We start from the raw sequence: 24,321 nt of genomic DNA on the forward strand, positions 1-24,321 counted from the left end.
CCGTACCCGTCAGGGGTACAACAAGCACCCATAAGGGACCCAGTCGGCGGTGCTTCAAGGAAAGGCCGCCAAATTCGGTTGCTAACTGTGTGAGGAATAAAAATGAGCAAAGTTATCGGAATTGACCTTGGTACTACGAACTCCTGTGTTGCTGTCATGGACGGCAAGGATGTTCGCGTGATTGAAAACGCGGAAGGTGCACGTACCACGCCTTCCATGGTTGGTTTTACAGACGATGAACGCCTGGTGGGTCTGCCAGCGAAACGCCAGTCTGTGACAAACCCGAAAGACACCCTTTTTGCGATCAAGCGTCTGATCGGCCGTCGTTTCGACGATCCGCTGACCAAGAAGGACATGGACATCGTTCCCTACGACATCGTCAAGGCGGACAACGGTGATGCATGGGTTTCCGCCCGTGAAGAGAAATACAGCCCGTCCCAGATTTCCGCTTTCATCCTGCAAAAGATGAAAGAAACTGCGGAAACCTACCTCGGTGAGTCTGTCACACAGGCTGTGATCACTGTTCCTGCCTACTTCAATGACTCTCAGCGTCAGGCAACAAAAGACGCCGGCAAGATTGCGGGGCTGGAAGTTCTGCGGATCATCAACGAGCCGACCGCTGCGGCGCTGGCCTACGGTATGGACAAGAGCGAAAGCGGCACCATTGTGGTCTATGACCTTGGTGGCGGTACCTTCGACGTGTCCGTTCTGGAAATCGGTGATGGCGTTTTCGAAGTGAAGTCCACCAACGGTGACACCTTCCTCGGCGGTGAAGACTTTGACAACCGCATCATCGACTATCTTGCGGACGAGTTCAAAAAAGAGAACTCCATTGACCTGCGCAACGATGCGCTGGCGCTGCAACGTCTGAAGGAAGCGTCCGAAAAGGCGAAGATCGAGCTGTCTTCCTCCACCCAGACCGAAGTTAACCTGCCGTTCATCACGGCTGATGCCTCCGGTCCGAAGCACCTGACGCTGAAACTGTCCCGTGCGAAGCTGGAAAGCCTGGTCGGTGATCTGATCGCACGCACCATGGAGCCTGTGAAAGCTGCGCTGAAAGACGCCGGTGTTTCCCCGGGCGAGATCGACGATGTGATCATGGTCGGTGGTATGACCCGTATGCCAAAGGTCCAGGAAGAGGTGAAAGGCTTCTTCGGCAAGGACCCGCACCGCGGTGTGAACCCTGATGAGGTTGTTGCAACCGGCGCGGCCATTCAGGCGGGTGTTCTCAAGGGTGATGTGAAAGACGTTCTGCTTCTGGACGTAACACCGCTGTCTCTGGGGATCGAAACCCTGGGTGGCGTGATGACCAAGCTGATCGATCGCAACACCACAATCCCGACGAAGAAGAGCCAGACTTTCTCCACTGCCGAAGACAACCAGTCCGCTGTGACCATCCGTGTCTTCCAGGGTGAGCGTGAAATGGCGGCTGACAACAAGATGCTGGGTCAGTTCAACCTCGAAGGTATTCCTTCTGCTCCACGTGGCGTTCCACAGATCGAAGTGACCTTCGACATTGATGCGAACGGCATTGTGAATGTCTCTGCAAAGGACAAGGGTACCGGCAAGGAAACCCAGATCCGTATCGAATCGTCCGGCGGTCTGAGCGATTCCGATATCGAGCAAATGGTGAAGGATGCCGAAGCCAACGCGGATGCTGACAAGCAGCGTCGTGAACTGGCAGAGGCCAGAAACCAGGGTGAAGCCCTGATCCACCAGAGCGAGAAGACCCTCGGTGAAGTCGAGGAAGGCAAGGTGTCTGCCGAAGACAAGGCTGCAATCGAAGCGGCAATTGCTGCACTGCGCACTGCACTGGAAGGCGACAATCTCGAGGAGATCCAGTCGAAGTCCCAGGAGTTGGCACAGGCTTCCATGAAGCTGGGTGAAGCGCTCTATGCAAACGCTGAAGGCGCAGAAGGTGCCGAAGGCGGTGAGCAGGCTTCCGGTACTGCCGATGACGGTGTTGTCGATGCAGACTTCGAAGAAGTCAACGACGACAAGAAGAAAGACTGATCCCAGTCTGATCCGACGCTTGAAGGGGCTGCTTGCAGCCCCTTCATTGGTCCAGCGGTGATGTTCGTTTCGCAACAGAAACATCACGATCAGCTTTCCTCTTATTCAAGGATACAGACAGCATGTCGAAACGGGATTTTTACGAGGTTCTGGGGGTCAGCCGCACTGCGGATGCCAAGGAACTGAAGTCTGCCTATCGCAAGCTGGCCATGCAGTACCACCCGGACCGCAATCCGGGTGATGAAGAAGCCGAAAAGTCCTTCAAGGAAGTCAACGAGGCCTACAACATCCTCAAGGATGACCAGCAGCGTGCGGCCTATGACCAGTATGGTCACGCAGCCTTTGAAAATGGTGGCGGACCGGGCGCGGGTGCTGGCGGTTTCGATTTCGGCGGTGGCGGTTTTGCCGATATCTTCGAGGAGATGTTCGGTGGCTTTGGCGGCGGTGGTCGTCGTTCCGGCGGTCCGCAACGCGGTTCCGATCTGCGCTACAACATGCAGATTTCGCTGGAAGAGGCCTTCCACGGCAAGTCCACGGAAATCAAGATCCCTTCCGCTGTAAAGTGTGATTCCTGTGACGGGAGCGGCGCGCAAAAGGGCACCCAGCCCGAAACCTGTGGCACCTGTAAGGGCCATGGTCGCGTGCGTGTCCAGCAGGGCTTCTTTACCATGGAGCGGGCCTGCAGCACTTGTGGTGGCAAGGGCAAGGTGATCAAGTCGCCTTGTGGCACTTGTCATGGTTCGGGCCAGGTCGAAAAGGAAAAGACCCTTCAGGTCAAGATTCCGGCCGGTGTTGACGAGGGCAACCGCATTCGCCTGTCCGGCGAGGGTGAACTGGGTCAGCAGGGCGGTGGTCCGGGTGATCTCTACATCTTCATCACCATCGAACCGCACAAGATTTTCCAGCGTGAGGATGCCAACATCTTCTGTCGTGTGCCGCTTTCCATGGTGAAGGCGTCCCTCGGTGGAACACTGGAAGTGCCAACCATTGATGGCGGACGCGCGCGTCTGACCATTCCGGAGGGCACCCAGTCCAAACAGCAGTTCCGCCTGCGCGGCAAGGGCATGTCCATCCTGCGCAGCGATCACCGTGGCGACATGTTTGTCGAGGTGGCTGTGGAGACACCGGTGAACCTCACCAAACGTCAGCGCGAGTTGCTCGAGGAGTTTGCCGCCGAAGCCGGTGACGATCACAGCAACAGCCCGCAATCCCGTGGCTTCTTTGACCGCGTCAGGGAATTCTGGGACGATCTGACAGACTAGAGCCTTGATGCTCTGTACCAAAAAAGCCTGCCAGTTCGGCGGGCTTTTTTATTGATTTGGGAAGTTTTTTAAACGAAGTTGTATTGAGAATTTAATTTTTAACAAAAAGTTGATTTTAATGAGATTGATTCATTTTGTTCTAGGTGTTTTTGTAGTGCTTTTGGTTTTTTGGAGCATGATTAATGTAGGTGGAATTATTTTAAATGAATCATTGAGAGAAACTAAGTGGCTTGAATTTATTCAGGCATTTGGTCCTTTTGCAACATTATTAGCTGGTGGATTAGCTTATTTGACAGCAGTTCTAAAAATTAAAAATAATAAAAAAATGCGATTAAAAGGGGCTCGAGTATTATTTGTTATTAATCTTTCGGAAATTAGTGAATACATCGATAAATGTATAAAAGTTATAAATAATAGTGATTGTGATAGGCGTATAGATAGAGAATTAGGAGTGCCGAAATTATCGATTTATACCTTGGAGCAAATTAATAAATCATTGGAATTGTTTGATGGTTTGGTTTTAAATCGAGTATCTGAGTTAATACAAGAATACCAAATTCAAAATTCTAGATTAAAATCGTACTTTGAAGATGATAGGTTTTATAATTCTGAATTTGATTTATTTTTAGATATTCACAAGTTGTATTTTTTAAATTCTTCGCTTTATAAATTCGCAAGATTTAAATCTGAATTTCCAGATAATGATTTTAGATCGGATCAATTTTGCGTTTATTATAGAAAATTTCTGGATAAAATCGACAACAATTCGCATTTTAAAGATCAGATGAATGCAAACGTTTTGAGAGATTTAACTCAAGTAGATGCAATATATACACATGATTTTGAGATATTTAGTAATGATTGGAAAGCTCAAAGACATTGTATTGATATGAGAAAAGAATATCAGAGCAATTAAAAGGGTATTCAGGGTTACATTCCTGCCGCAATCCCGTAAAAGAATAGCCAGGGTCATTCGCAGGGAAGGGTTTTGGGCATGGCACTGGGGCGTTCGATGCTCACGGTGGGGGGCTTTACGGGAATCAGCCGGATTCTGGGCTTTGTTCGCGATATTTTGATCGCGGCGGTGATCGGGGCCGGGCCTGTGGCCGATGCCTTTTTTGTGGCCTTCAAACTGCCGAACCTGTTTCGCCGCATCTTTGCCGAAGGAGCCTTTAACGCAGCCTTTGTCCCGATCTTCTCCCGGAAGCTGGAGCAGGACGGGGAGGACGAGGCGCAGACCTTTGCCCGGCAGGTCTTTGCCACGCTGGCGGTTGTGCTGGTGGTTCTCTCGATCCTGGCGATGGCCTTTATGCCCTGGGTGACGCTTGTGCTGGCACCGGGTTTCCTGCTGGAAGAAGGCGCCTCTGCCAGCTATGCGGAACTGGGTGATTTGATTGTCCGCCATCTGTCTGATCCGACAGGGGTGTCCGAAAAGTTTGACCTTGCCGTGTCACTGGGTGTGATCACCTTTCCCTATCTCTTTTTCATGTCTCTGGTTGCCCTGCTGTCCGGAGTGCTCAATGCCCTGCGCCGCTTTGCGGCAGCCGCAGCAGCGCCAGTGGTTCTGAACCTCTGTTTTATCGTGGCTCTGGCCGGTGTCATGCCCTTCTTTGAGGACAAGGGGCTGGTGATGAGCTGGACTGTTGTCGTTGCAGGTGTCGCGCAGCTGGCCTTGCTGGTTGTGGCCTGCCATCGTGCGAAATTCCTTGTGCTGCCGAGCCGTCCAAGCTTTTCGAAGGACATGCGAACTCTGCTCAAACGCATGGGGCCCGGTGTGCTCTCGGCAGGGGCCATGCAGATCAATGTACAGATCGGCACCCTGATTGCCTCTTTGCAGGCCTCGGCCGTATCTTACCTTTACTATGCAGATCGCGTCTATCAGCTGCCTCTGGGCCTGATCGGTGTGGCCTTCGGAATTGTGTTGCTGCCGGAACTGTCGCGCCGTCTGGCGGCTTCGGACGAGACGGGAGCCAACACCACGCTCAACCGCGGCATTGAAATGGCGATGGCCCTGACCCTTCCGGCCACAGCAGCGCTGATCGCCATGCCTTGGGCGATTGTGGTGGTGCTTTTCGAGCACGGCCAGTTTTCCCGTGAGGCTTCTGATGCCACCGCCGCAGCGCTGATGGCCTATTCGGCCGGCTTGCCTGCCTTTGTGCTGATGAAGCTGCTGCAACCCGCTTTCTTTGCGCGCCATGACACCGTGACGCCGTTTCGCATGGCCCTGTTGTCGATTGTGCTGAACATTGTGTTGAGCTTTATTCTCTTCCAGAAGCTGGGACACATCGGAATCGCGCTGGCGACCACGGTTTCCTCCTGGGTGAATGTGCTGGCGCTCTATATCGTGCTGCGCAACCGCGGACATTACCGCGTGGATGCCCGTCTGATCTGGCGTTTGCCCAAGATCATAGCCGCTTCACTGGTGATGGCTTCTGCCCTTTGGGCCGGAAAGCGCTGGCTTCTGCCGTTCCTCAATGGTCCCCTGCTGGAAAAGGCTCTGGCCCTGGCTGTTCTTGTGGCGGGTGGTCTTGTGATCTATGGCCTGCTGGCCACGCTGATCGGGGCTGTGCAGCTCCGTGATCTCAAGGGGCTGCTTCGCCGTTCGTAAGGAGAGGCGTCATGAAAGGTATTGTCTTCGCTGCAAGCGCTCTGGGTTTTCTTGCTGCGGTTTACCATTATAGCGGTAGCAGTAACGGCAATGACGAGGGGATTGCCTTTCGGCCTTCCACGGGAGAATGGTTGCAGGGAGATGCTGTCTGTGAAGACTGTACGCCGGATCGTGGATACAGTCCGGCGGGCTTCTATCAGGATCAGGACAGGCAGATGGCCTGGCGGGAAATTGATCTGATTCTGAAAGGCGAGGACGGTTTGACACCGGGTTTGCCTGAACTGACCGCTTTTCTTGCGGAGTTCCATGCTGTTGAAGACAAGCGTTTCCCCATCAGGATCAGGCAGAGCGGGGACTGGTTGAACCTGCTGTTCCCCGTTTTGGCAGAAGACCGGGTTCTTGATCTCTTTTCGAGAGCGGGTTTTTTCCGTGCTTATTATGAAATATCCGGTCTCGGAGAGCCTTTACTGTCCGGCGCGATGCGGCATGACATTGCCGGAGCACTTGTCGGGCAGACAGAAATCTTTCAGCAGGATGGCCATTCCCTGCGGCTCGTCCGCATTGGAACTCCGGCCTGTCCGGATTGTCTGGTCTTCGGTTTTGATCATTATGGTGATCCCGGAAGACGCTATGAGGTGACAGTGGAGGTCAACAGCGAAGGGCAGGCTCGTCTTCTGGAAGAGGAGCAGCCGCAGCCTTGAAGCGCTGAGCGCCCTGTTCTGTTTTTTCACAATCCGGAGCCTTTGCTGTGACCTGACGTCGCTTCAGGGAAAAGGACTGTCGTTCGGAACGCCTTCTGCCTTGACCCGCAGGGCCGGAAAGAGGATAAAGCGCCTGAACGCAAAAAGGCCGGAATCCGCTGGCTGAGCAAGAGCGTGTGATGGAAAGATCATGAGCGAGACTGTACAAAATCGCATTTTTTCAGGGGTCCAGCCGACAGGCAATCTGCATCTGGGCAACTATCTGGGCGCCATTCGCAATTTCGTGCGCCTGCAGGACGACTATGAATGTATTTTCTGTGTTGTCGACATGCATGCGATTACAGTCTGGCAAGACCCGAAGGAACTGATTCACAACACGCGTGAAGTGGCGGCGTCCTACATTGCGGCCGGGGTTGATCCGAAGAAGCACATCATTTTCAACCAGTCGCGTGTTTCTGCGCATGCCGAACTGGGCTGGATCTTCAACTGTGTGGCGCGGATCGGCTGGCTGAACCGCATGACCCAGTTCAAGGACAAGGCGGGCAAGAATCGCGAGAAGGTTTCAACAGGCCTCTATGTCTATCCGAACCTGATGGCGGCCGATATTCTGGCCTACAAGGCCACGCATGTTCCTGTGGGTGAAGACCAGAAACAGCATCTTGAACTGACCCGTGACATTGCAATGAAGTTCAACACCGATTTCGGCAGGGAGGTCTTTCCGATCACCGAACCGCTGATCATGGGTGCTGCGACTCGGGTGATGTCCCTGCGTGACGGTTCGAAGAAGATGAGCAAGTCCGATCCGTCCGATCTGAGCCGCATCACCATGCTGGATGATGCCGACACAGTCGCGAAGAAGATTCGCAAGGCTGTTAGTGATCCGAACCCGCTGCCGGGTGCCGGGATTCTCGGTGACAATGGCGAGATTGACAGTGAATTCCGGCAGGAACGCCCGGAAGCCCTGAACCTGCTGAACATCTATGCGGCGCTGAATGACGAGACGCTCGGTGATGTGCTGGGGCGCTACGAAGGCAAGGGTTTTGCTGATTTCAAGAAGGATCTGACCGATCTGGCTGTCGAGAAGCTGGGACCGATCGGTGCGGAAATGAAGCGCCTGATGGTCGATGACCGGAGCTATCTGGACGGAATTCTCAAGGACGGGGGAGAGCGCGCTGCGGCTCTTGCAAAACCGGTTCTGGATGAGGTCTATGATGCCGTGGGTTTCCTCAGATAATCCGAAAAAATTTCATCTTTTGGAAAAAAGGGAGCGTCGGTCTCCCTTTTTTTATTGCATTGTGAAAGAGAATGGCTTTTCTGTGAGCCAGCAAAACGCTAGTCTTTAATGAACGGAATACAACAAAGTCTTTACGATTTCTCTGCTATCTAAAAATAACGGAATATCCCGAAGCTTTGTTCTCTTGTGGGTCTGATTTACGGCGATGCAAATCTATCTGCCGATAGCTGAGATTTCGATTGATGTTTTCCTCCTGTTTCTGATGGGGGGTGGCGTCGGATTTTTGTCTGGCATCTTTGGCGTTGGCGGTGGCTTTCTGATGACGCCCCTGCTGATCTTTATCGGTATTCCTCCGGCCGTGGCCGTGGCGACCCAGTCCAACAACATTATTGCCTCCTCGGTGTCCGGCGTGCTGGCGCACATGCAACGCGGCAACGTCGACTTCCTGATGGGGGGGATCCTCACTCTTGGCGGTTTTCTGGGGTCGTTCCTCGGTGTCCTGCTCTTCAAGCTTTTGCGTGAACTGGGCCAGATCGATCTTGTGATTAACCTGTCCTATGTGATTTTGCTGGGCACGCTTGGTATTCTGATGTCTGTCGAGGGCATCCGTGCTGTGACCAAGCAGTCGCGTCCGGGCGGGCCTCGCAAGAAGCTCCATGAACACCACTGGTTCCACGGTCTGCCGCTGCGCATGCGTTTCCGCAAATCACGGCTCTATATCTCCGCTCTGCTGCCTTTCGGTATTGGCGCGATGATCGGGGTGCTCTCTGCGATCATGGGGGTTGGCGGCGGCTTTGTTCTTGTGCCGGCCATGATCTATGTTCTGGGGATGCCGACGGCTGTTGTGATCGGAACCTCCCTGTTTCAGGTGATCTTTGTTGCGATCAACATCACGATCCTGCAGTCCATTGAAACCCAGACGGTTGATGTCGTGCTGGCGATGATTCTCCTGCTGGGTTCTGTCATCGGCGCACAGATCGGAACGCGCGCCGGTGCCGGGCTGCGTGCGGAGTGGCTCCGTCTCCTGCTGGGGCTGCTGGTGCTGTCTGTCTGTATCAAGCTCTTCCTCGATCTGCTGATTCCGCCTGCTGATATCTATTCGCTGGAGGTGCTGGGATGAGAAAGTTCAAGCCCCTGACCTCTGCGCTGGCTGTCGTGTTCTCTGTTGTGCTGACCCTGTCGTTTGCGCGTCCGGCGCTGGCTGTGCTCGAGGCGGATCTGACCAACAACCTTGTGGCGATCAAGGCCGATTTCTTCGGGGACAGCATCACGCTTTTCGGTACCATTCCTGATGAAGGGGATGTGATTGTCGTGGTCCGGGGGCCCTCGACGGACTTCAAGATGCACCGCAAGAGCAATGTCGGTGGAATCTGGATCAACACCAGCTCCATGGTTTTCGAGGATGTGCCGAGTTTCTATGCGATTGCCTCTTCCGCGCCTCTCGATGACATCACGAACAGTGCCATTCGCGCCCTGAACGGCATCGGGGTCGACTATATCGGCCTTGACCTCCCTTCAACCAAGGCCTCCGGACCGGTGGCCGAGGCCTGGAAGCAGGGCCTGCTGCGCAATCTGACAGATCTGGAAACCTATCAGCTGCAGCATGGAAAGATCCGTTTTCTGGGGGACAGCCTCTTCAGGACGGAATTCTCGCTGCCGTCAAATGTGCCGATTGGCAGCTATGATGTCACAATCTATCACTTGCAGGCTGGCCGGGTTGTCGATGCCCGGACGGTCCCGCTTTCCGTGGCAAAGGTCGGCCTTGAAGCCGAGATATATGACTTTGCCTATAACCAGTCTGCGTATTATGGTGTCGTTGCAGTTATCATTGCACTGATCGCGGGATGGTTGGGACACATTGTCTTCCGACGCTAGGCAAAAGCCGTTTTTTCCTGCACAGTAAAAAAGAACTACAGCAGGAAGACTTGCCCGGGAGGCGTGTTATGAATGACACAACACCAAAGAGCGATGATCAGCAGGAGCTGTCATCTGATGAGGTTCGAACGCCGGAGGCCGTAGAGCCCGAGCGTATTTTTCTGGTTGTTGTTGATGATTCCGAGGAAATGCAGATTGCTCTGCGCTTTGCCTGCCGCCGTGCCGAGCACACAGGCGGACGCGTGGCGCTCCTCTATGTTATTGAGTCGACGGAATTCACCCACTGGATGTCTGTTGGTGACCTGATTCAGGAAGAAGCCCGTGAGCAGGCTGAAAAGGTTCTGGATGACTTGCTGGAAAATGTCCAGGAGATGTCCGGCAAGATGCCGGTGGTTTACATCCGCGAGGGGGATCGCCGGGATGAGCTGCTCAAGCTGATTGACGAGGAAGAGCAGATTTCCATTCTGGTTCTGGCTGCGCGTGCCGGTTCTGGTGGCCCGGGGCCGCTGGTTTCGGCTCTGACCGGCAAGTTTGTCGGGAAAATCCACGTTCCGATCACGCTGGTTCCCGACAATCTGACAATTGAGGAAATTGACATGATCAGCTAGGAAAGGCTGACAGGCCTCGGGGAAGCAGGAATTCTCCCCGAAATGTGAGTTCCTGCTTGAAAGGCCGGGCTTTGTTTCCATATAAGGATCAGCAGATCAAACGCCTTTATCTGTAGAGTCAAAAGAGGTCATCCATGTTTATTCAAACCGAACAGACACCAAATCCGGCGACTTTGAAGTTCCTGCCAGGCTGTACTGTCATGGAAGAAGGGACGGCCTTTTTCGAGTCCGCCGATGTTGCAACCAACTCCCCGCTGGCGCAGCGCCTGTTCGAGGTTGAAGGGATCCGCGGCGTCTTCTTCGGTGCTGACTTTGTCACCATCACGAAGGAAGACGAAAAGGAATGGTATATTCTGAAGCCGTCCATCCTGGGTGCGATTATGGAGCACTTCACGGCTGGCCGTCCGGTTTTGCTGAATCCTTCTGAAGTCAGCACTGGCCACGCCGAAACTGAAGGCGAAGAAGACAACGAGGTCGTTTCCCAGATCAAGGAACTGCTTGATACACGTGTCCGCCCTGCTGTTGCGCAGGATGGTGGTGACATTGTTTTCCAGGGCTTTGAAAATGGTGTGGTCTATCTGACAATGATGGGGGCCTGTCAGGGCTGCCCGTCCTCGACCATGACCCTGAAGATGGGCATCGAGAACATGCTGCGTCACTACATTCCGGAAGTGACAGAGGTGCGTGCTGTCGCCTGACCGTTTTTTCTGAATTCCTGCGGATACAAAACGTTGGTTGATAAAGGATGGCTCTCCTGAACGGAGGGCCTCCCGCTTTTCTGGCTCCATTCGAAAGGGCCGGGTGTTTTTGAAGAAGGTAAAGGCTCCATGAAAGGTGCTTATCTGGCTTTTGATACGACAGGCGCATCCTGTGCCGTTGCCCTGGCCTGTGATGGCAAGGTGATGGCGAGCCGGTTTGAAGCCATGAGCCGGGGGCAGTCTGAACGTCTGATCCCGCTTGTTGAAGAGGTTATGAAGGAAGCGGGGCTGGAGTACAGTGATCTTGAAGGGCTCGCTGTGACCACGGGGCCGGGGGGCTTTACCGGAGTCAGAATTGGCCTGGCTGCGGCACGGGGTATGGCTCTGGCTCTGGATATTCCCGTTGTCGGGGTTTCGGCCTTTGATGTTCTTGCACATGCGTTGAGCGGAGCGGATGCCTTGTCCTCATCTGACAGCAGGGAAAGCCGGTTGCTGATTGTTCTGGATGCCAAGCGGGACGATCTTTTTGCACAATCCTTTGATCTTGATGGAAGGGCTCTGGCGGACCCGATGGCTGTGAATCCGTCGAAGCTTGCCAGGATCCTTGAGGGTCAGAGCCTTTTTGTGGCCGGCAATGCTCTGGATCAGGTGCTTGACGATCTGGAAGATGCGTCCTGCAGCTGTTCGGTTCTGGAGCAGGGAGAGCGGATTTCCGGCGAGATGATCCTGGCCTGTGTTCAGGAACAGGGCCTGTTCGGGAAACCGGTCGGGAGCGCAGCACTTCAGCCGCTGTATCTGCGTCCGCCGGATGTATCGTTGCCCGCAAAGAAGCAACCTCCCAGAGAAGAAAATCCGAAGTAGGACGAGAGGGAAATGGGCAGCTCCCCCGCACACAGCATCAGGTTTTTCGAGGACCTTTCCCTGAACGGTGAGGCACTAGCCGGGTTGTGTGCCGCTCTTCATGCATCAGGTTTTCCGGATGGATTGTCCTGGTCGGCAAAGTCGTTCAGAGAGCTTTTTGCGATGAGCGGTGTGGTGTTGATGACTGTCGAAAGTCAAGAAAATGAACCGGCTGGCTTTTTGCTGCTACAGACGGTTGCGGACGAGGCAGAAATTCTGACCTTCTGTATCCATCCTCAATTCCGGAGGCGGGGACTGGGGCGAAAACTGCTGGAGGCTATGGCGGATTTTCTTCGGGGGAAGTCAATTTGTCGCATTCTTTTGGAGGTTGATGTAGAGAACAGGGCGGCAAAAGCGCTTTATAAAGATTTTGGTTTCAGGTCGATTTCCACAAGAAAGGGCTATTATTCAAAAAACGGACAACCCTGTGATGCGGATATTATGGAAATAATTGTCGCAAAATAAAAGATTATTTCTGTGTATGATTTTATATTTATAAAGATATATTTTTGATGTATCATGATTTCAGTTTTAGAAACTAGCTTGGATTTTATCGAATTGAGCGAGAACTGCTTCAGTATTGGCTTCTGAGGCTGAAGTTATTTTTGTTGATGCCTTGTTTATAGGAAAACTCGTCTTTTTGACATTTTCTTTGTCAAAAGTGTTAGAAAGTTCTTTCCCTGCGTTTTATTTGTGATAGAACAGCGTTGAAAAAATTCGTTTAATATTTACCAAGTCAATGAGGTTCATCATGTCCAAAGAGCAAGACAATGGCGATTTGCTGGTGCTGACAACTGATCTGGTTGCTGCACACGTTTCAAATAACTCTGTCGCCATTGCTGATTTGCCACAGCTGATCCGTGATGTCTATTCTACCTTGAGCCAGCTGGGTGTTGAAGCACCCCAGGAGCCTGAGCGCCCTGTTCCGGCTGTGCCTATCAAGAAGTCTGTTACGCCGGAATTCATCGTTTGTCTGGAAGATGGCAAGAAGCTGAAAATGCTCAAGCGTCACCTGAAAACAGCTTACAATATGACTCCGGAAGAATACCGTGATCGCTGGAACCTGCCTCAGGACTATCCAATGGTTGCACCGAACTATGCAAAGCAGCGCAGCTCTCTGGCCAAGCAGATTGGTCTGGGTACACGCAGCAGCCGTGGTCAGAAGTAAGGTTCAGGCTGACCTGATACAGCCTTTTGTTGAAAGCCCGGATTTTGGATCCGGGCTTTTTTGCTTTCTGATCTGTGAAAGCTTTTCTTCCCGCGTTTAAAGGCATTTGCAAAAAGCTGTAAATGGTGTAGTTTAGAATCATTCTACAAAAAGCTTCCGGGACTCACTGTAACTTTTGATGCTGCATGTGGGATTTTCCTGTTATTCTGAAGCCGGACTACTTTTGGGAAACTGATTGAAAATGACAACGCCTTCACGTCTTGAACAGTTATGTGTGGAAAAAGGGCTCAAAATGACAGAGCAGCGCCGGGTTATTGCGCGTGTTCTTTCAGAGGCTTCAGATCACCCTGATGTCGAGCAGGTCTATCAGCGTGCCTCAGCGCGTGATGACCGTATTTCCATTGCCACTGTTTACCGGACAGTAAAGCTCTTTGAAGAAGCGAATATTCTTGAGCGTCACGACTTTGGGGATGGTCGTGCGCGTTATGAGGAAGCAACGCCGGAAGACCATGACCACCTGATTGATGTGAACTCAGGTGAAGTTCTGGAATTCAGTGATGATTCAATTCATGTTATGCTGGAAGAAATGGCACTCAAACTTGGTTACCGTCTGGTGGACCATCGTTTGGAGCTTTATGCTGTGCGTGAAGGCTGCAAGGCTATTGGCGATATGGCCAATGAAAGTCTCTGATCTCCCCTCTGTGACAAAAGGGTGAAGATTGTGCGATAAACCTGCAACAGCATATGTTGCAGGTTTTTGTTTTTGTGTCAGTGAGATAACCTGCAGATTGAAAAAAGAGTCACAGGATTGACCCGTACTTTTGATCCTGCTGTCATGCAATGGAAACAAAAACTCAACAACAGGGGATTACTGTCCTCTGAAACGAGAACAAAACAAAAGCAGAAATAAAAAAGGCTGGAGGCCTGATCGGTGATGAGCAATTCAACTGAGCATAATGACAGTCCGGAGTTTGGAGAGAGGCCGCAGGAATTCGTTCCTGTCACTGTCGGCCCTCTGACAATCTGTCTGGCGCGTGACGAAAAGGACATTCGTGCCTCCCAACGGTTGAGATATGACGTTTTCTATCGGGAAATGTCTGCCCGTCCGGATGATGCGACGGCCCGTGAAGAACGCGATTTTGACCGCTATGATGACATTTGCGATCATCTGATCGTTCTGGATGATTCCCTGGGGCAGGGCGCGGATGCCATCGTCGGAACCTATCGTCTGTTGCGTCGCAGCGTTGCCGAGAATTCCGGTGGTTTCTACACAGCTGATGAATTTGATGTCTCCCGCCTGCTGAAGCGTTCCAACGGACTGCTGGAACTGGGGCGTTCCTGTATCCATGCGGATTACAGACGTGGCTCCACAATGCAACTCCTGTGGCAGGGGATTGCCCAGTACGTTTTCAACCACGATATCCAGTACATGTTCGGCTGTGCTTCAATCGAGGGTACAGATCCGGACGAGTTGGCCCTTCCGCTGTCCTATCTGGCTTACAATCATGCGGCGGATGCTTCCATTTGCCCGGAGGCGCTGCCCAACCGTTATGTGGACATGAAACGCCTGGCGCGTGACGAGATTGATGACCGTTCTGCGCTGCGTTCGGTGCCGCCTTTGATCAAGGGTTATCTGCGTCTTGGCGGGACGATCGGGGAAGGTGCTGTTGTCGACGAGCAGTTCGGCACGACAGATGTTTGCGTTGTTGTGGAAACGCAACGTGTGACCGACAAGTATTTTAAACATTACACCCGCAAGGCAGGCCAGATTGATGCGCAGTCTGACGTGGCCGCGGAGTAATTCGGGATTGGTGAGATGATCGAGAGTGCAGTTGCATCAGGTTTCGGTTCCCCGGTTCGGGCCAGTTTCAGGCTTTTCTGTTATCTGGTCTTTACGCTGTCCTGTCTGCCGGTGCATCTGCTGATCTCGATCACGCCTGCTTCCCTGAGAGGGGAGCACACGCTCGAACGCTTCATCCGCTTCTATCATCAGGCCTGCTGTTTCATCACCGGGATCAAGGTTGAAATCAAGGGTGACTTCAAGCAGGACCGCTCCACGCTCTTTGTCTCCAATCATGTGTCCTATCTGGATATCATGGTCCTGGGTTCAAGCCTGAATGCGGCCTTTGTTGCCAAGGCTGAAGTCAGCAAGTGGCCTTTCTTCGGTTTTCTGGCCAGACTGGGAAACACCGTTTTTGTGGAACGCCGCCGCTCCAGGGCTGCAAAGGGCAGGGATGATCTGGCCAAACGCCTTTCCACCGGGCGCAGCCTGATCCTCTTTCCCGAAGGCACATCCAGTGACGGAACACGTGTTCTGCCTTTCCGCTCCTCCCTCTTTGCAGTCGGCGAGCAGGACCTTTCAGACGAACAAAAGAACAAAACTCCGGTGAAAAAGGCAGATCAGCCCTTGCTGGTTCAGCCAATCTCCATTACATACACGCGATTGGATGGTATGCCTCTGGAGCGCTGTTTCCGCCCGTTTTATGCCTGGTATGGCGATATGGAACTGGCGGGGCATCTGTGGCATGCCTTGTCAATGGGGGTTCTGACGGTTCAGGTTGAATGTCACGAGCCTGTTCTCTTTGAGAACTTTTCCGATCGCAAGGAATTGGCAAGCTATTGCCAGAAGAAGGTTGCAGTGGGAGTCTCCCGGGCCATGGCGCATCGCTGTGAGGCCGGTTTTGATTTCTCCCTTCACGATATGACCGGGAATCCATTGGCGCTATAACGATAAATATTGTCAGTGCCGTCAGCTGCCGAATTTCCCTTATTCTTTCTCGTCCTGCGGAAATTCGTTGTCTGACCCGGAGAGGATGGGTTCGCCGTGGCGAAGAAGCTCTACATCAAGACTTACGGCTGTCAGATGAATGTCTATGACAGTGTCCGCATGACAGACGCGCTTGCACCAATGGGTTATGAGCCCGTTGAGACGCCGGAAGGCGCTGACATGATTATTCTCAACACCTGCCACATTCGCGAGAAGGCCTCTGAAAAGGTCTTTTCCGAACTGGGCAAGCTGCGCAAGCTCAAGGAGAGCCGTGAACAGCAGGGCGGGGAGATGCTGATCGGTGTTGCGGGCTGTGTCGCACAGGCCGAGGGCGAGGAGATCGTTCGCCGGGCTCCGTCTGTGGATCTGGTCTTTGGTCCCCAGACCTATCACCGTCTGCCGGAGATGGTTTCCAGGGCTCTGGGTGATGAAAACCGTGGCGGTGTGATCGATACGGACTTCCCCGTTGAATCAAAGTTTGATTTCCTGCCGGAAGAGAGCGGTTCCCAGGGGCCAACGGCCTTTCTCTCGGTTCAGGAAGGCTGTGACAAGTTCTGCACCTTCTGTGTGGTGCCCTATACCCGTGGCGCGGAGTTTTCCCGCCCGGTTGAGGACATCATCCGTGAAGCCAGAACGCTGGCTGCATCCGGAACGCGTGAAATCACCCTTCTGGGCCAGAATGTAAACGCCTATCACGGAGAAACGTCGAACGGGAAAACCTGGGGTCTGGGACGTCTTTTGCTGGAGCTGGCAGAAATCGACGGTCTGGAGCGTCTGCGCTATACGACATCCCATCCGCGCGACATGGAAGATGAACTGATTCAGGCGCACAAGGCGGAGAAGGTGATGCCCTATCTTCATCTTCCTGTGCAGGCCGGTTCCGATCGCATTCTGGAGATGATGAACCGGAAACACACGGCTGATGACTATCGCCGTGTGATCGACAAGCTGCGTGAAGCGCGTCCTGATCTGGCGCTTTCCGGTGATTTTATTGTTGGCTTCCCGGGGGAAAGCGACCGGGATTTTGCCGATACAATCCGTCTGGTGACAGATGTGAACTATGCACAGGCCTATTCCTTCAAGTACAGCCCGCGTCCGGGCACTCCGGCAGCGGGTATCGCAGACCAGATCCCGGAAGAGGTCAAATCGCAGCGTCTGGCCATGCTGCAGGAACTGCTGAATGCACAGCAGGTTGCGTTTAACCAGTCCTGTGTCGGCAAGACCTTCAACATTCTCTTTGACCGCAAGGGCAAGCACGAAGGCCAGCTGATCGGTCGCAGTCCTTTCATGCAGTCGGTTTTTGCGGAGGCCCCGGACCGTTTGCTCGGGAATTCCATTGATGTCCGGATTGACCGGGCTCTGGCAAATTCTCTGGCCGGGACTGTTGTGACGACAGGGATTGAAAGCCCGGCTGCAGCATCGGCCTGAAGGATTTCAGATCCCGCAGAACAAGAAAAAGCGCGTCAGGCTGTGCCTGGCGCGCTTTCAGTTTCACGGGAAGACTTCACTGTGGAGATAATTCAAGCCTTGTTTTTCTCGTGAAAGATAAAGCCGATGAAGTTCATCAGCAGCTGTGCCGCTAGAATGGAGGTGCCGTTGGTCGGATCATAGTCGGGTGCAACTTCCACCAGATCAATGCCTGCAACCTGTCCCTGCCTGGTCAGTCCCTGCAGGATTTCGAGCACTTCGTAGTACTGGAAACCGCCATGGCTCGGGGTGCCGGTGCCGGGTGCAATGGACGGGCAGAAGGCATCGATATCAATCGTGACATAGTAGCGGACGCCTTTGGGAATACGCTCAAGCAGCTGTTCCAGACCGACCTTGCGAACCTGCCGGACCGAGAGGATATCCGAACCGCGGTTTCTGGCATCTTCATAGCCTTCGCGTGCTGTCGAGGAGACATTGCGGATACCCAGTTGGGTCATTCCGGAAACGTAATCCTTCTCAATGGCGCGGCGCATCGGGTTGCCGTGACCATAGCGCACGCCGTGGCGCTCATCGACAAAATCGAGGTGGGCGTCAATCTGGATCACGTGGATCGGGCCGTTCTTCTCTGCGTCTTCCCTGAAAGCATTGATACAGGGAATGTTTACGGAGTGATCGCCACCAATAACAACAGGGATGGCATTGGCTTCGAGGATCTTTTTGACGCCGTGTTCGATGTTCTGGTGACTTTTGACGGTGTCGGTGTGGATGATGTCAGCATCGCCGATATCAACCATTTTCACGTCTTCGCCCAGATAGACACAGTCATCTTCATGATCATAGGCGCCTGCGTGGCCGAAAGAGAAAAGCGTGGAGGCCTCGCGCACCGAACGGGGGCCAAAGCGCGCTCCGGAACGGAACTGGGTTCCGAAGTCAAAGGGTGCACCCATGATGGCAACATCGGCATCAATGGCATCCCAGTCTGCCGCATGTTCCTTTTTGGCAAAGGTGGCAATGCCAACAAAAGGCAGGTTTAAACGTCCTGATTCATAACCATGATCAGCCATAACTTACTCCGAAATTCAAAGTGTTAGCGAAAGGCAAGGTCTCTGAGGAACAAAGCCAGTGGAGGGAAGAAAACCAGCAGTGCCGTGACAGCCAGCAGGATCAGCAGGAAGGGCGGAACCCCGCGGACAACATCCATGAAGGGTCGCCTGAAAACGGCAATGGCAGTAAAGAGGTTGCAGCCAAAGGGCGGTGTTGCAGCACCAATGGCGACCTGAAGCGTGATGAGAACCCCGACGAGAACCGGGTCCAGCCCTGTCTGTTGAATCAGCGGAGCAAAGATCGGAACCAGAATGAGGATCACGACAATGGAGTCCACGAACATGCAGCCCAGGAAGAAGGCGATGTTGATGGCCAGCAGAATGGTCAGCGGGCTTGATCCATCCAGTCCGATTGCTTCAATGATGGCCTGGGGAACCTGTGCATAGGACAGTGTCCAGGAGAAAGCGGCACCTGCTGCGATCAGGATAAAGACAACCGATGTGATGGCGCCTGTGGACAGCGCGATGTCGGGAATATCCCTGAGGCTGATGGAGCGGAAAACAAACACTTCCAGAACAACAGCATAGAGCACACAGATTGCCGCAGCTTCCGTCGGGCTGAAGACACCTCCGTAGATGCCGCCCATGATGATCACCGGGAAGCCCGCGGGCCAGAGAGCCCGGCGCAGGGCGGTCAGTCGCTCTGTCCAGCTTGCACGGGCGTGAACCGGAATCTGGTGTTTGTGGGCGTACCACATGGAATAGAGCGAGAAGAGGGCGACAATCAGAAGACCGGGACCAATGCCGGCGATGAAGAGTTCGGAAATCGAGGTGCCGGAAATCACGCCGTAAATGATCATCCCGATGGAGGGCGGAATCAGGTAGGCCAGATCTGCTGCGTTGACGATCAGGCCAATGGTAAAGCTGTCCTTGTAGCCATCCTTGAGCATGCGTGGCCGCATGGCACCACCGATTGCCACAACAGTGGCCTGTGTCGAACCGCAGACAGCTCCGAAGAGTGCACAGGCGGCGGTAACGGAAATCGCCAGTCCACCCCGGATGTGTCCCATGAAGCGCATCACGACATCAATGAGCCGGTCGGCAGAAAGGCCACGGGTAATGATGTCAGCGGCAAGAATGAACATGGGGATGGCAACCAGGGCGCTTGGTTTGACACCACCAATCATCTGCTGGATGACAGTCTGGAGGCTCAGGTTGGGCAGATAGATCAGGAAACCCAGAACCGCTGCGGAGAGGAGCGGCATCTTCATGGGGAAACCCATGAGGAGCAGGATGATCATGACTGTGAGCATCAGTTCGGTCATTGCTGATCTCCCTTCCTGTCTGTGTCGGAAGCGGTTGTGTCCTGCACCTTGATGTTTTTCAGTGCAGACAGGGTTTCGGGGTCTTCATAGCTGTCAATTTCGGAAAAGGAGACATAGACGTCCTGATCCGAAAAGTCGGTGTTGCGCAGGGCGGTCAGAAAATACTGGATGGAGGTGATGGCAAGACCGGCAACAACCCAGATATAGGTGAGGTAAAGCGGAAGCTGCAGCGCAGGTGTGACACGTCCCCGGCGTGCGACTTTTTCAACATATTCAAAGGCGTACCACGCAAGAACTGCCATCATGATGGCTGTTGTGAGCGCGATGAGAATCATGATGAGCTTTTTGGCTTTCCACGGCAGCGTGTCATAAATGGCCGACATGCGGATGTGAATACCGCGCCGCGTTGCATACCCCAGCCCCATAAAGGTGATGATCACCATCAGGAACTCGTTCAGTTCCTCGGAAAAATAGATTGACTGTCCAAAGACATAACGTCCCAGAACATTTGCAATTGTGTTGGTCGCCATAATAATGATGCTCCAACACAGGATAAATTTTTCCGTCTTTTCGATATACTGATCCAGGAGAGTAAAGCTTTTCACGAGTCTTTCAGTGCTGCTGGACATTTTTCAAATTCCCTGTTGGAAAAGCTGTGCCCGGAACAGATCAGGCGGGCGTGTTCTGCACACAGCTTTCCTTGGGCCTTACTGGACTGACTGGACGGCTGCGTTCAGGGCCTTGAGAAGCTCTGCACCGCGATCGCCAGTGATTTCCGTATAGGCTTCGTGGGTGTTCTCACTGCGCGCGCGGAAGGCTGCACGCTCTTCTTCAGTCAGAACAATCAGCTTGATTTCCGGCTTGGCCTGCTTGATTTTCTCAAGCTTTTCATCGTTGAATTTTCTCGTTGTCTCGTTGATGAAATCAGCCATGCCAGCCATGGTTTCCCTGACAAGCTGCTGACGGTCCGGGGACAGGGTTTCGAACCAGTCGGATCCTGCAACCACAGTTGTGATCAGTTCCTGTTCGCCCGCCCAGATCAGATAGTCCGTCACTTCGTAGAACTTCATTTCCTCGATGGTTGCCGCAGGGTTGATCTGGCCATCGACGGCTTTGAGCTGAAGGGCGCCGTAAACTTCACCAAAGGGAAGCGGGGTCGGATTGGCACCGAGATCCTCATAGGTTTTCAGCAGGATCGGAGAGACCATCACACGCATCTTGAAGTTGTCCAGATCCTCCGGCTTGCGGATTTCCCGGTTTGTCGTCCAGACCTGTGCGCCCTCTGAATACATGGTGACGATTTCCAGACCCTTGCTCTGGAAATCCTGGTTGAGGTCCTGATAAATGAAATCGGAGGAGCTTAGAACTTCCGAGGTCTTTTCGGCATCGGACGGCAGGATGTAGGGAAGCAGGAAGACCTGGCTTTCCGGAACGATCGTGCCCAGGTTGCCGATGGATACGTTGGTGAAGTTGATGATGCCGTCTGCTGTCTGCTCAACGGTTTCGGTCGGCGTGCCGAGCGTGCCCATCGGATAGACTGTGACCGTTACCTCGTTGTTGGTTGCCGTTTCGATGCGCTTTTTGAATTCCTGCGCATAGGCATCCATGATGGAGCCGGAAATTTCTTCAATGGCAAATTTCCACTCTTCAGCCATGGCACTCAGCGGAAGAGCGATCAGAGATGTCGAGAGTCCCAGAACTCCCAGAAAGGACTTTACGCGTTTCATTGTGTAGCTCCCTATTGCGTTGGATCGGAAAGTACCTGTGCGTGTTGACCCCTTCGGAGGCGGCACGCTTCTTGTTGTCTTTCATTCATAGGAGCACAGTTTTTTTCATAAAAAAAATAAAAATATAAAATGTATATATTATGATTTATGATGTTTTTAGAGCATGACATCCAGTGGTTGGGAGTGTGGAAATGGAGCTGTACTCTAAAAAGCTGTTAAGGACCTTCTGTGCCGTTGTCGAGGGCGGGGGGTTTGTCGGTGCACAGCAACTGCTGGGCCTCAGCCAGCCAGCGATCAGTGCACATATCAACATGCTGGAAGAAACGCTGGGTTATGTGCTGTGTCAGCGGGGACGCAGCGGGTTCTATCTGACAGAGCGTGGCAGAAGTGCTTATGAGAAATGCTGCCAGCTGCTCAATATCATTGAGGATTATGAAGCCGAGCTGATTGATCTGAAGGAGAAACTGAAAGGCACGCTTCGTATCGGCCTGGTTGACAATGTGCTGACCAATTCAGACTTTCCCCTGAGTGAGGTGATTGAACGGTTTTATGCGGATGACAACGAGGTTCAGCTCGAATTGAAAATGGCTGCGCCGAACGAGCTGGAAACGGATTTGCTCAACAACCGGATCCAACTGGCCATCGCTCCCTTTTCCCAGCGGCTGGAAGAGCTGGACTACGTTCCCCTCTTTGCCGAGGAACACAGGCTTTACTGCGGTATGAAGCATCCGCTTTTTACGGTTGCGGAAGGCGAGGTTGAACCCTCTCTTGTCGAAAACTATCCCATGTCCAGCCGGACCTACTGGAAATCGGAGAGCGGAGGCTCTGTTGAACTGGGGGAGAGTCCGGCGCTGGTCTCGAACATGGAAGCCCAGGCCATTCTGATTCTGAGTGGTCGTTTTCTGGGAGCCCTGCCTGTGCACTATGCACGTGACTGGGTCAGGAAGGGACAGATGAGGGAGCTGAAGCATCCCGATCTTGTCTGGGCATCGGAATTCAGTCTGGTCAGCCGGAAATCCGTTCTGAAACGCTATGCGGCTTCTGTTTTCATTGATGTCTTTCAGGATGTCATGCTGGAGCGAAAAGGCAGGGAAGCCTGATGCGGAGGTGAAATCTGTGTACAAAATTCACGATCAGGAATGCTAACATCATTTTTTAACATAGCTTTCTTATGCTATTGTTCTTTGTAAGGGGTAATTTGTTTGCAGTTCAGATATCCGTTTGGATGAATCGATTGAAGCTTATGGAAAGGGAGGTGTCCTTTTGAACGGACGCACACGGAACGGGCATTCGGCCACAGGCAAGGATGGTTTCAACAAGTTTCTGGAATTTGACGACAACAATCTCCTCCCGATGCTCTATGGAGAGCACGATCAGAATTTGGCCCGGCTGGAACAGCAGCTCAATGTCAGGCTGGCCTCCAGAGGCAATCAGGTTTCCATTACAGGGACGTCCAGGGACAACGTCACAACTGCAAGCATTTCACTCAAGGCGCTTTACGAACGTCTCGAAAAGGGTCTGGATGTCACGATCGCCGATGTTGATGCCGTGCTCCGCATGACAAGCGCAGAACCGGATTCCGCCTTTTTCGAGAAGGAACAGGCTGCCGAGGCAACCCACAGCGAAGATGTCGCCATTGTCACGCGCAAACGCCGTTTGAACCCGCGGTCTCCCGGGCAGGCGGCCTATCTGAAAGCACTGGACAAACACGAGCTGGTTTTCGGAATTGGCCCGGCCGGTACAGGCAAGACCTATCTGGCTGTTGCCTATGGGGTGTCCCTGATGATCCAGGGGAAGATCGAGCGGATCATCCTCTCCCGTCCCGCCGTGGAAGCCGGGGAGCGTCTGGGATTCCTGCCCGGTGATATGAAGGACAAGGTCGATCCCTACCTGCGCCCGCTTTATGATGCGCTTTACGACATGCTCCCCGCAGAACAGGTGAACAGCCGCCTTGATTCAGGCGAGATTGAAATTGCACCGCTTGCCTTCATGAGAGGGCGGACCCTGTCCAATGCCTTTGTCATTCTTGACGAGGCCCAGAATACGACTTCTGTTCAGATGAAGATGTTCCTGACCCGTCTGGGGGAAAACAGCCGCATGGTTGTCACAGGCGATCTGTCCCAGATTGATTTGCCAAAGGGGCAACTCTCGGGATTGAAGGATGCTTCCGAAACACTGGCTCACATGGATGAGGTCGGTTTTGTTCAGTTCACATCGTCGGATATTGTGCGCCACTCCTTGGTGACCAAGATTGTTCGCGCTTATGACAACCGTCTCAGGAAAAGTGAACAGGGCCTCCATGAGGAACGCGATTTCTTCGAGGGACCTCAATGAGTGCGATGATTGCCGAAATGGAATCACCACTGGAAGAGCAGGAGACGACCGGGTCGCTTCTGGGCTTGCAGCTGTACAGTTCTGTCGAGGATGAGCTCTGGCTGGACGTCCTGCCTGATGCCAAAGCCCTGATTCACAGGGCTGTCGTTCTGGCTTATGCCATGGGGCTTTCCCCTGCTGTCGGGCCTGATGCAGGGCTGTTGTGTTCTGTTGCCGAGCTGTCTGTGGCTCTGAGCAGTGATGACAAAGTCCGGGTTCTGAACCGGGATCACCGCCAGAAGGACAAGCCGACCAATGTTCTGTCCTTCGCCATGCTGGATGATCCGGATGAAGCCGTCAGGGCAGAACAGACCGGGTATCTGTCGCTGGGTGATATTGTGCTTGCCCGTGAGACACTGCAGCGGGAAGCCGCGGAACAGGGCAAGTCTCTGGAAGCCCATTTTCTTCATCTTTTGGTGCATGGGACCTTGCATTTGCTGGGTTATGACCATATTTCCGATGAGGAAGCCGAGGAAATGGAGCAACTGGAAGTGTTAATCCTGGCCCGTTTGGGTGTTGCAAACCCTTATGCTGAGGGTTCAGAATGGTTGATGGATGAGGCACAGTAATGGACTCTTCCTCAGTTTCTTT

At 53.2% G+C, this 24,321-nt stretch carries 24 protein-coding genes; 20 read left to right on the top strand and 4 right to left on the bottom strand.

Going from position 1 to position 24,321, the window contains the following annotated elements:
- The first annotated feature begins 102 nt into the window (after positions 1-102).
- The 17 genes from dnaK to miaB all read left to right on the top strand — a co-directional run bounded on the left by dnaK (position 103) and on the right by miaB (position 17,262).
- Positions 103-2,013 carry a molecular chaperone DnaK gene (dnaK, locus tag AAAH10_RS13595; protein ID WP_343564483.1) on the top strand — a complete coding sequence of 637 codons (1,911 nt, stop codon included), beginning with the start codon at positions 103-105 and terminating at the stop codon, positions 2,011-2,013.
- 122 nt (positions 2,014-2,135) lie between these two features.
- A complete protein-coding gene (gene dnaJ, locus AAAH10_RS13600) occupies positions 2,136-3,275 on the top strand; it encodes a molecular chaperone DnaJ (RefSeq protein WP_343564485.1) in 1,140 nt (379 codons plus the stop codon).
- Positions 3,276-3,393: 118 nt separating this feature from the next.
- Complete coding sequence (locus AAAH10_RS13605; RefSeq protein WP_343564487.1) at positions 3,394-4,191, top strand: hypothetical protein; 798 nt, start codon at positions 3,394-3,396, stop codon at positions 4,189-4,191.
- Between the two features lie 78 nt (positions 4,192-4,269).
- The gene (gene murJ, locus AAAH10_RS13610) at positions 4,270-5,883 is read left to right on the top strand and encodes a murein biosynthesis integral membrane protein MurJ (protein WP_343564489.1); all 1,614 of its coding nucleotides are present in this window, start codon (positions 4,270-4,272) and stop codon (positions 5,881-5,883) included.
- 11 nt (positions 5,884-5,894) lie between these two features.
- A complete protein-coding gene (locus AAAH10_RS13615; RefSeq protein WP_343564490.1) occupies positions 5,895-6,584 on the top strand; it encodes a hypothetical protein in 690 nt (229 codons plus the stop codon).
- A 190-nt stretch (positions 6,585-6,774) separates the two neighbouring features.
- Positions 6,775-7,818 carry a tryptophan--tRNA ligase gene (gene trpS / locus AAAH10_RS13620; RefSeq protein ID WP_343564491.1) on the top strand — a complete coding sequence of 348 codons (1,044 nt, stop codon included), beginning with the start codon at positions 6,775-6,777 and terminating at the stop codon, positions 7,816-7,818.
- Between the two features lie 205 nt (positions 7,819-8,023).
- Entirely contained in the window at positions 8,024-8,938 is a 915-nt protein-coding gene (locus AAAH10_RS13625; RefSeq protein WP_343564492.1) for a sulfite exporter TauE/SafE family protein, read from the top strand.
- Positions 8,935-9,693, top strand: a complete 759-nt coding sequence (locus AAAH10_RS13630) for a TIGR02186 family protein (protein ID WP_343564493.1) — start codon at positions 8,935-8,937, stop codon at positions 9,691-9,693. Before AAAH10_RS13625 ends, AAAH10_RS13630 begins: the two co-directional genes overlap by 4 nt.
- Positions 9,694-9,761: 68 nt before the next feature.
- The gene (locus tag AAAH10_RS13635; RefSeq protein ID WP_343564494.1) at positions 9,762-10,301 is read left to right on the top strand and encodes a universal stress protein; all 540 of its coding nucleotides are present in this window, start codon (positions 9,762-9,764) and stop codon (positions 10,299-10,301) included.
- 134 nt (positions 10,302-10,435) lie between these two features.
- Positions 10,436-10,999 (top strand): NifU family protein, encoded by a 564-nt coding sequence (locus AAAH10_RS13640; protein ID WP_343564495.1) that lies wholly within the window; start codon positions 10,436-10,438, stop codon positions 10,997-10,999.
- 129 nt (positions 11,000-11,128) lie between these two features.
- Positions 11,129-11,860, top strand: coding sequence for a tRNA (adenosine(37)-N6)-threonylcarbamoyltransferase complex dimerization subunit type 1 TsaB (gene tsaB, locus AAAH10_RS13645; RefSeq protein ID WP_343564497.1), 732 nt, complete (start codon positions 11,129-11,131; stop codon positions 11,858-11,860).
- A 12-nt stretch (positions 11,861-11,872) separates the two neighbouring features.
- Positions 11,873-12,364, top strand: a complete 492-nt coding sequence (gene rimI / locus AAAH10_RS13650; protein ID WP_343564498.1) for a ribosomal protein S18-alanine N-acetyltransferase — start codon at positions 11,873-11,875, stop codon at positions 12,362-12,364.
- 286 nt (positions 12,365-12,650) lie between these two features.
- Positions 12,651-13,067, top strand: a complete 417-nt coding sequence (locus tag AAAH10_RS13655) for a Ros/MucR family transcriptional regulator (RefSeq protein WP_343564500.1) — start codon at positions 12,651-12,653, stop codon at positions 13,065-13,067.
- A gap of 241 nt (positions 13,068-13,308) precedes the next feature.
- On the top strand, positions 13,309-13,758 hold the full coding sequence (locus tag AAAH10_RS13660; RefSeq protein ID WP_343564502.1) for a Fur family transcriptional regulator: 450 nt from the start codon (positions 13,309-13,311) through the stop codon (positions 13,756-13,758).
- 243 nt (positions 13,759-14,001) lie between these two features.
- Positions 14,002-14,868 carry a GNAT family N-acetyltransferase gene (locus AAAH10_RS13665; protein WP_343564504.1) on the top strand — a complete coding sequence of 289 codons (867 nt, stop codon included), beginning with the start codon at positions 14,002-14,004 and terminating at the stop codon, positions 14,866-14,868.
- Positions 14,869-14,883: 15 nt separating this feature from the next.
- Positions 14,884-15,795, top strand: a complete 912-nt coding sequence (locus tag AAAH10_RS13670; RefSeq protein WP_343564506.1) for a lysophospholipid acyltransferase family protein — start codon at positions 14,884-14,886, stop codon at positions 15,793-15,795.
- Between the two features lie 96 nt (positions 15,796-15,891).
- Positions 15,892-17,262: a tRNA (N6-isopentenyl adenosine(37)-C2)-methylthiotransferase MiaB gene (gene miaB / locus AAAH10_RS13675; RefSeq protein ID WP_343564508.1), complete on the top strand. Its 1,371-nt coding sequence runs from the start codon at positions 15,892-15,894 to the stop codon at positions 17,260-17,262.
- 92 nt (positions 17,263-17,354) lie between these two features.
- Here the strand turns inward: miaB and speB are convergent, their stop codons facing one another.
- The 4 genes from speB to AAAH10_RS13695 all read right to left on the bottom strand — a co-directional run bounded on the left by speB (position 17,355) and on the right by AAAH10_RS13695 (position 21,357).
- Complete coding sequence (speB, locus tag AAAH10_RS13680) at positions 17,355-18,326, bottom strand: agmatinase (RefSeq protein WP_343564510.1); 972 nt, start codon at positions 18,324-18,326, stop codon at positions 17,355-17,357.
- 23 nt (positions 18,327-18,349) lie between these two features.
- On the bottom strand, positions 18,350-19,630 hold the full coding sequence (locus AAAH10_RS13685) for a TRAP transporter large permease (RefSeq protein WP_343564512.1): 1,281 nt from the start codon (positions 19,628-19,630) through the stop codon (positions 18,350-18,352).
- Positions 19,627-20,259, bottom strand: a complete 633-nt coding sequence (locus AAAH10_RS13690; RefSeq protein ID WP_343564514.1) for a TRAP transporter small permease — start codon at positions 20,257-20,259, stop codon at positions 19,627-19,629. The genes AAAH10_RS13685 and AAAH10_RS13690 overlap by 4 nt, the downstream gene beginning before the upstream one ends.
- A gap of 78 nt (positions 20,260-20,337) precedes the next feature.
- Positions 20,338-21,357 (bottom strand): TRAP transporter substrate-binding protein, encoded by a 1,020-nt coding sequence (locus AAAH10_RS13695; RefSeq protein WP_343564517.1) that lies wholly within the window; start codon positions 21,355-21,357, stop codon positions 20,338-20,340.
- 191 nt (positions 21,358-21,548) lie between these two features.
- Between AAAH10_RS13695 and AAAH10_RS13700 the strand changes: the two genes are divergently transcribed.
- The 3 genes from AAAH10_RS13700 to ybeY all read left to right on the top strand — a co-directional run bounded on the left by AAAH10_RS13700 (position 21,549) and on the right by ybeY (position 24,299).
- Entirely contained in the window at positions 21,549-22,457 is a 909-nt protein-coding gene (locus tag AAAH10_RS13700) for a LysR family transcriptional regulator (RefSeq protein WP_343564519.1), read from the top strand.
- A 253-nt stretch (positions 22,458-22,710) separates the two neighbouring features.
- The gene (locus AAAH10_RS13705) at positions 22,711-23,691 is read left to right on the top strand and encodes a PhoH family protein (RefSeq protein WP_343564629.1); all 981 of its coding nucleotides are present in this window, start codon (positions 22,711-22,713) and stop codon (positions 23,689-23,691) included.
- A 5-nt stretch (positions 23,692-23,696) separates the two neighbouring features.
- Positions 23,697-24,299: an rRNA maturation RNase YbeY gene (ybeY, locus tag AAAH10_RS13710; protein ID WP_442490276.1), complete on the top strand. Its 603-nt coding sequence runs from the start codon at positions 23,697-23,699 to the stop codon at positions 24,297-24,299.
- The last annotated feature ends 22 nt before the right edge of the window (positions 24,300-24,321 follow it).

The sequence above is a fragment of the Carbonatibacter coralli genome (assembly GCF_039592655.1).
In the GTDB taxonomy this organism is placed as follows: Bacteria; Pseudomonadota; Alphaproteobacteria; order Kiloniellales; family Kiloniellaceae; genus Carbonatibacter; species Carbonatibacter coralli.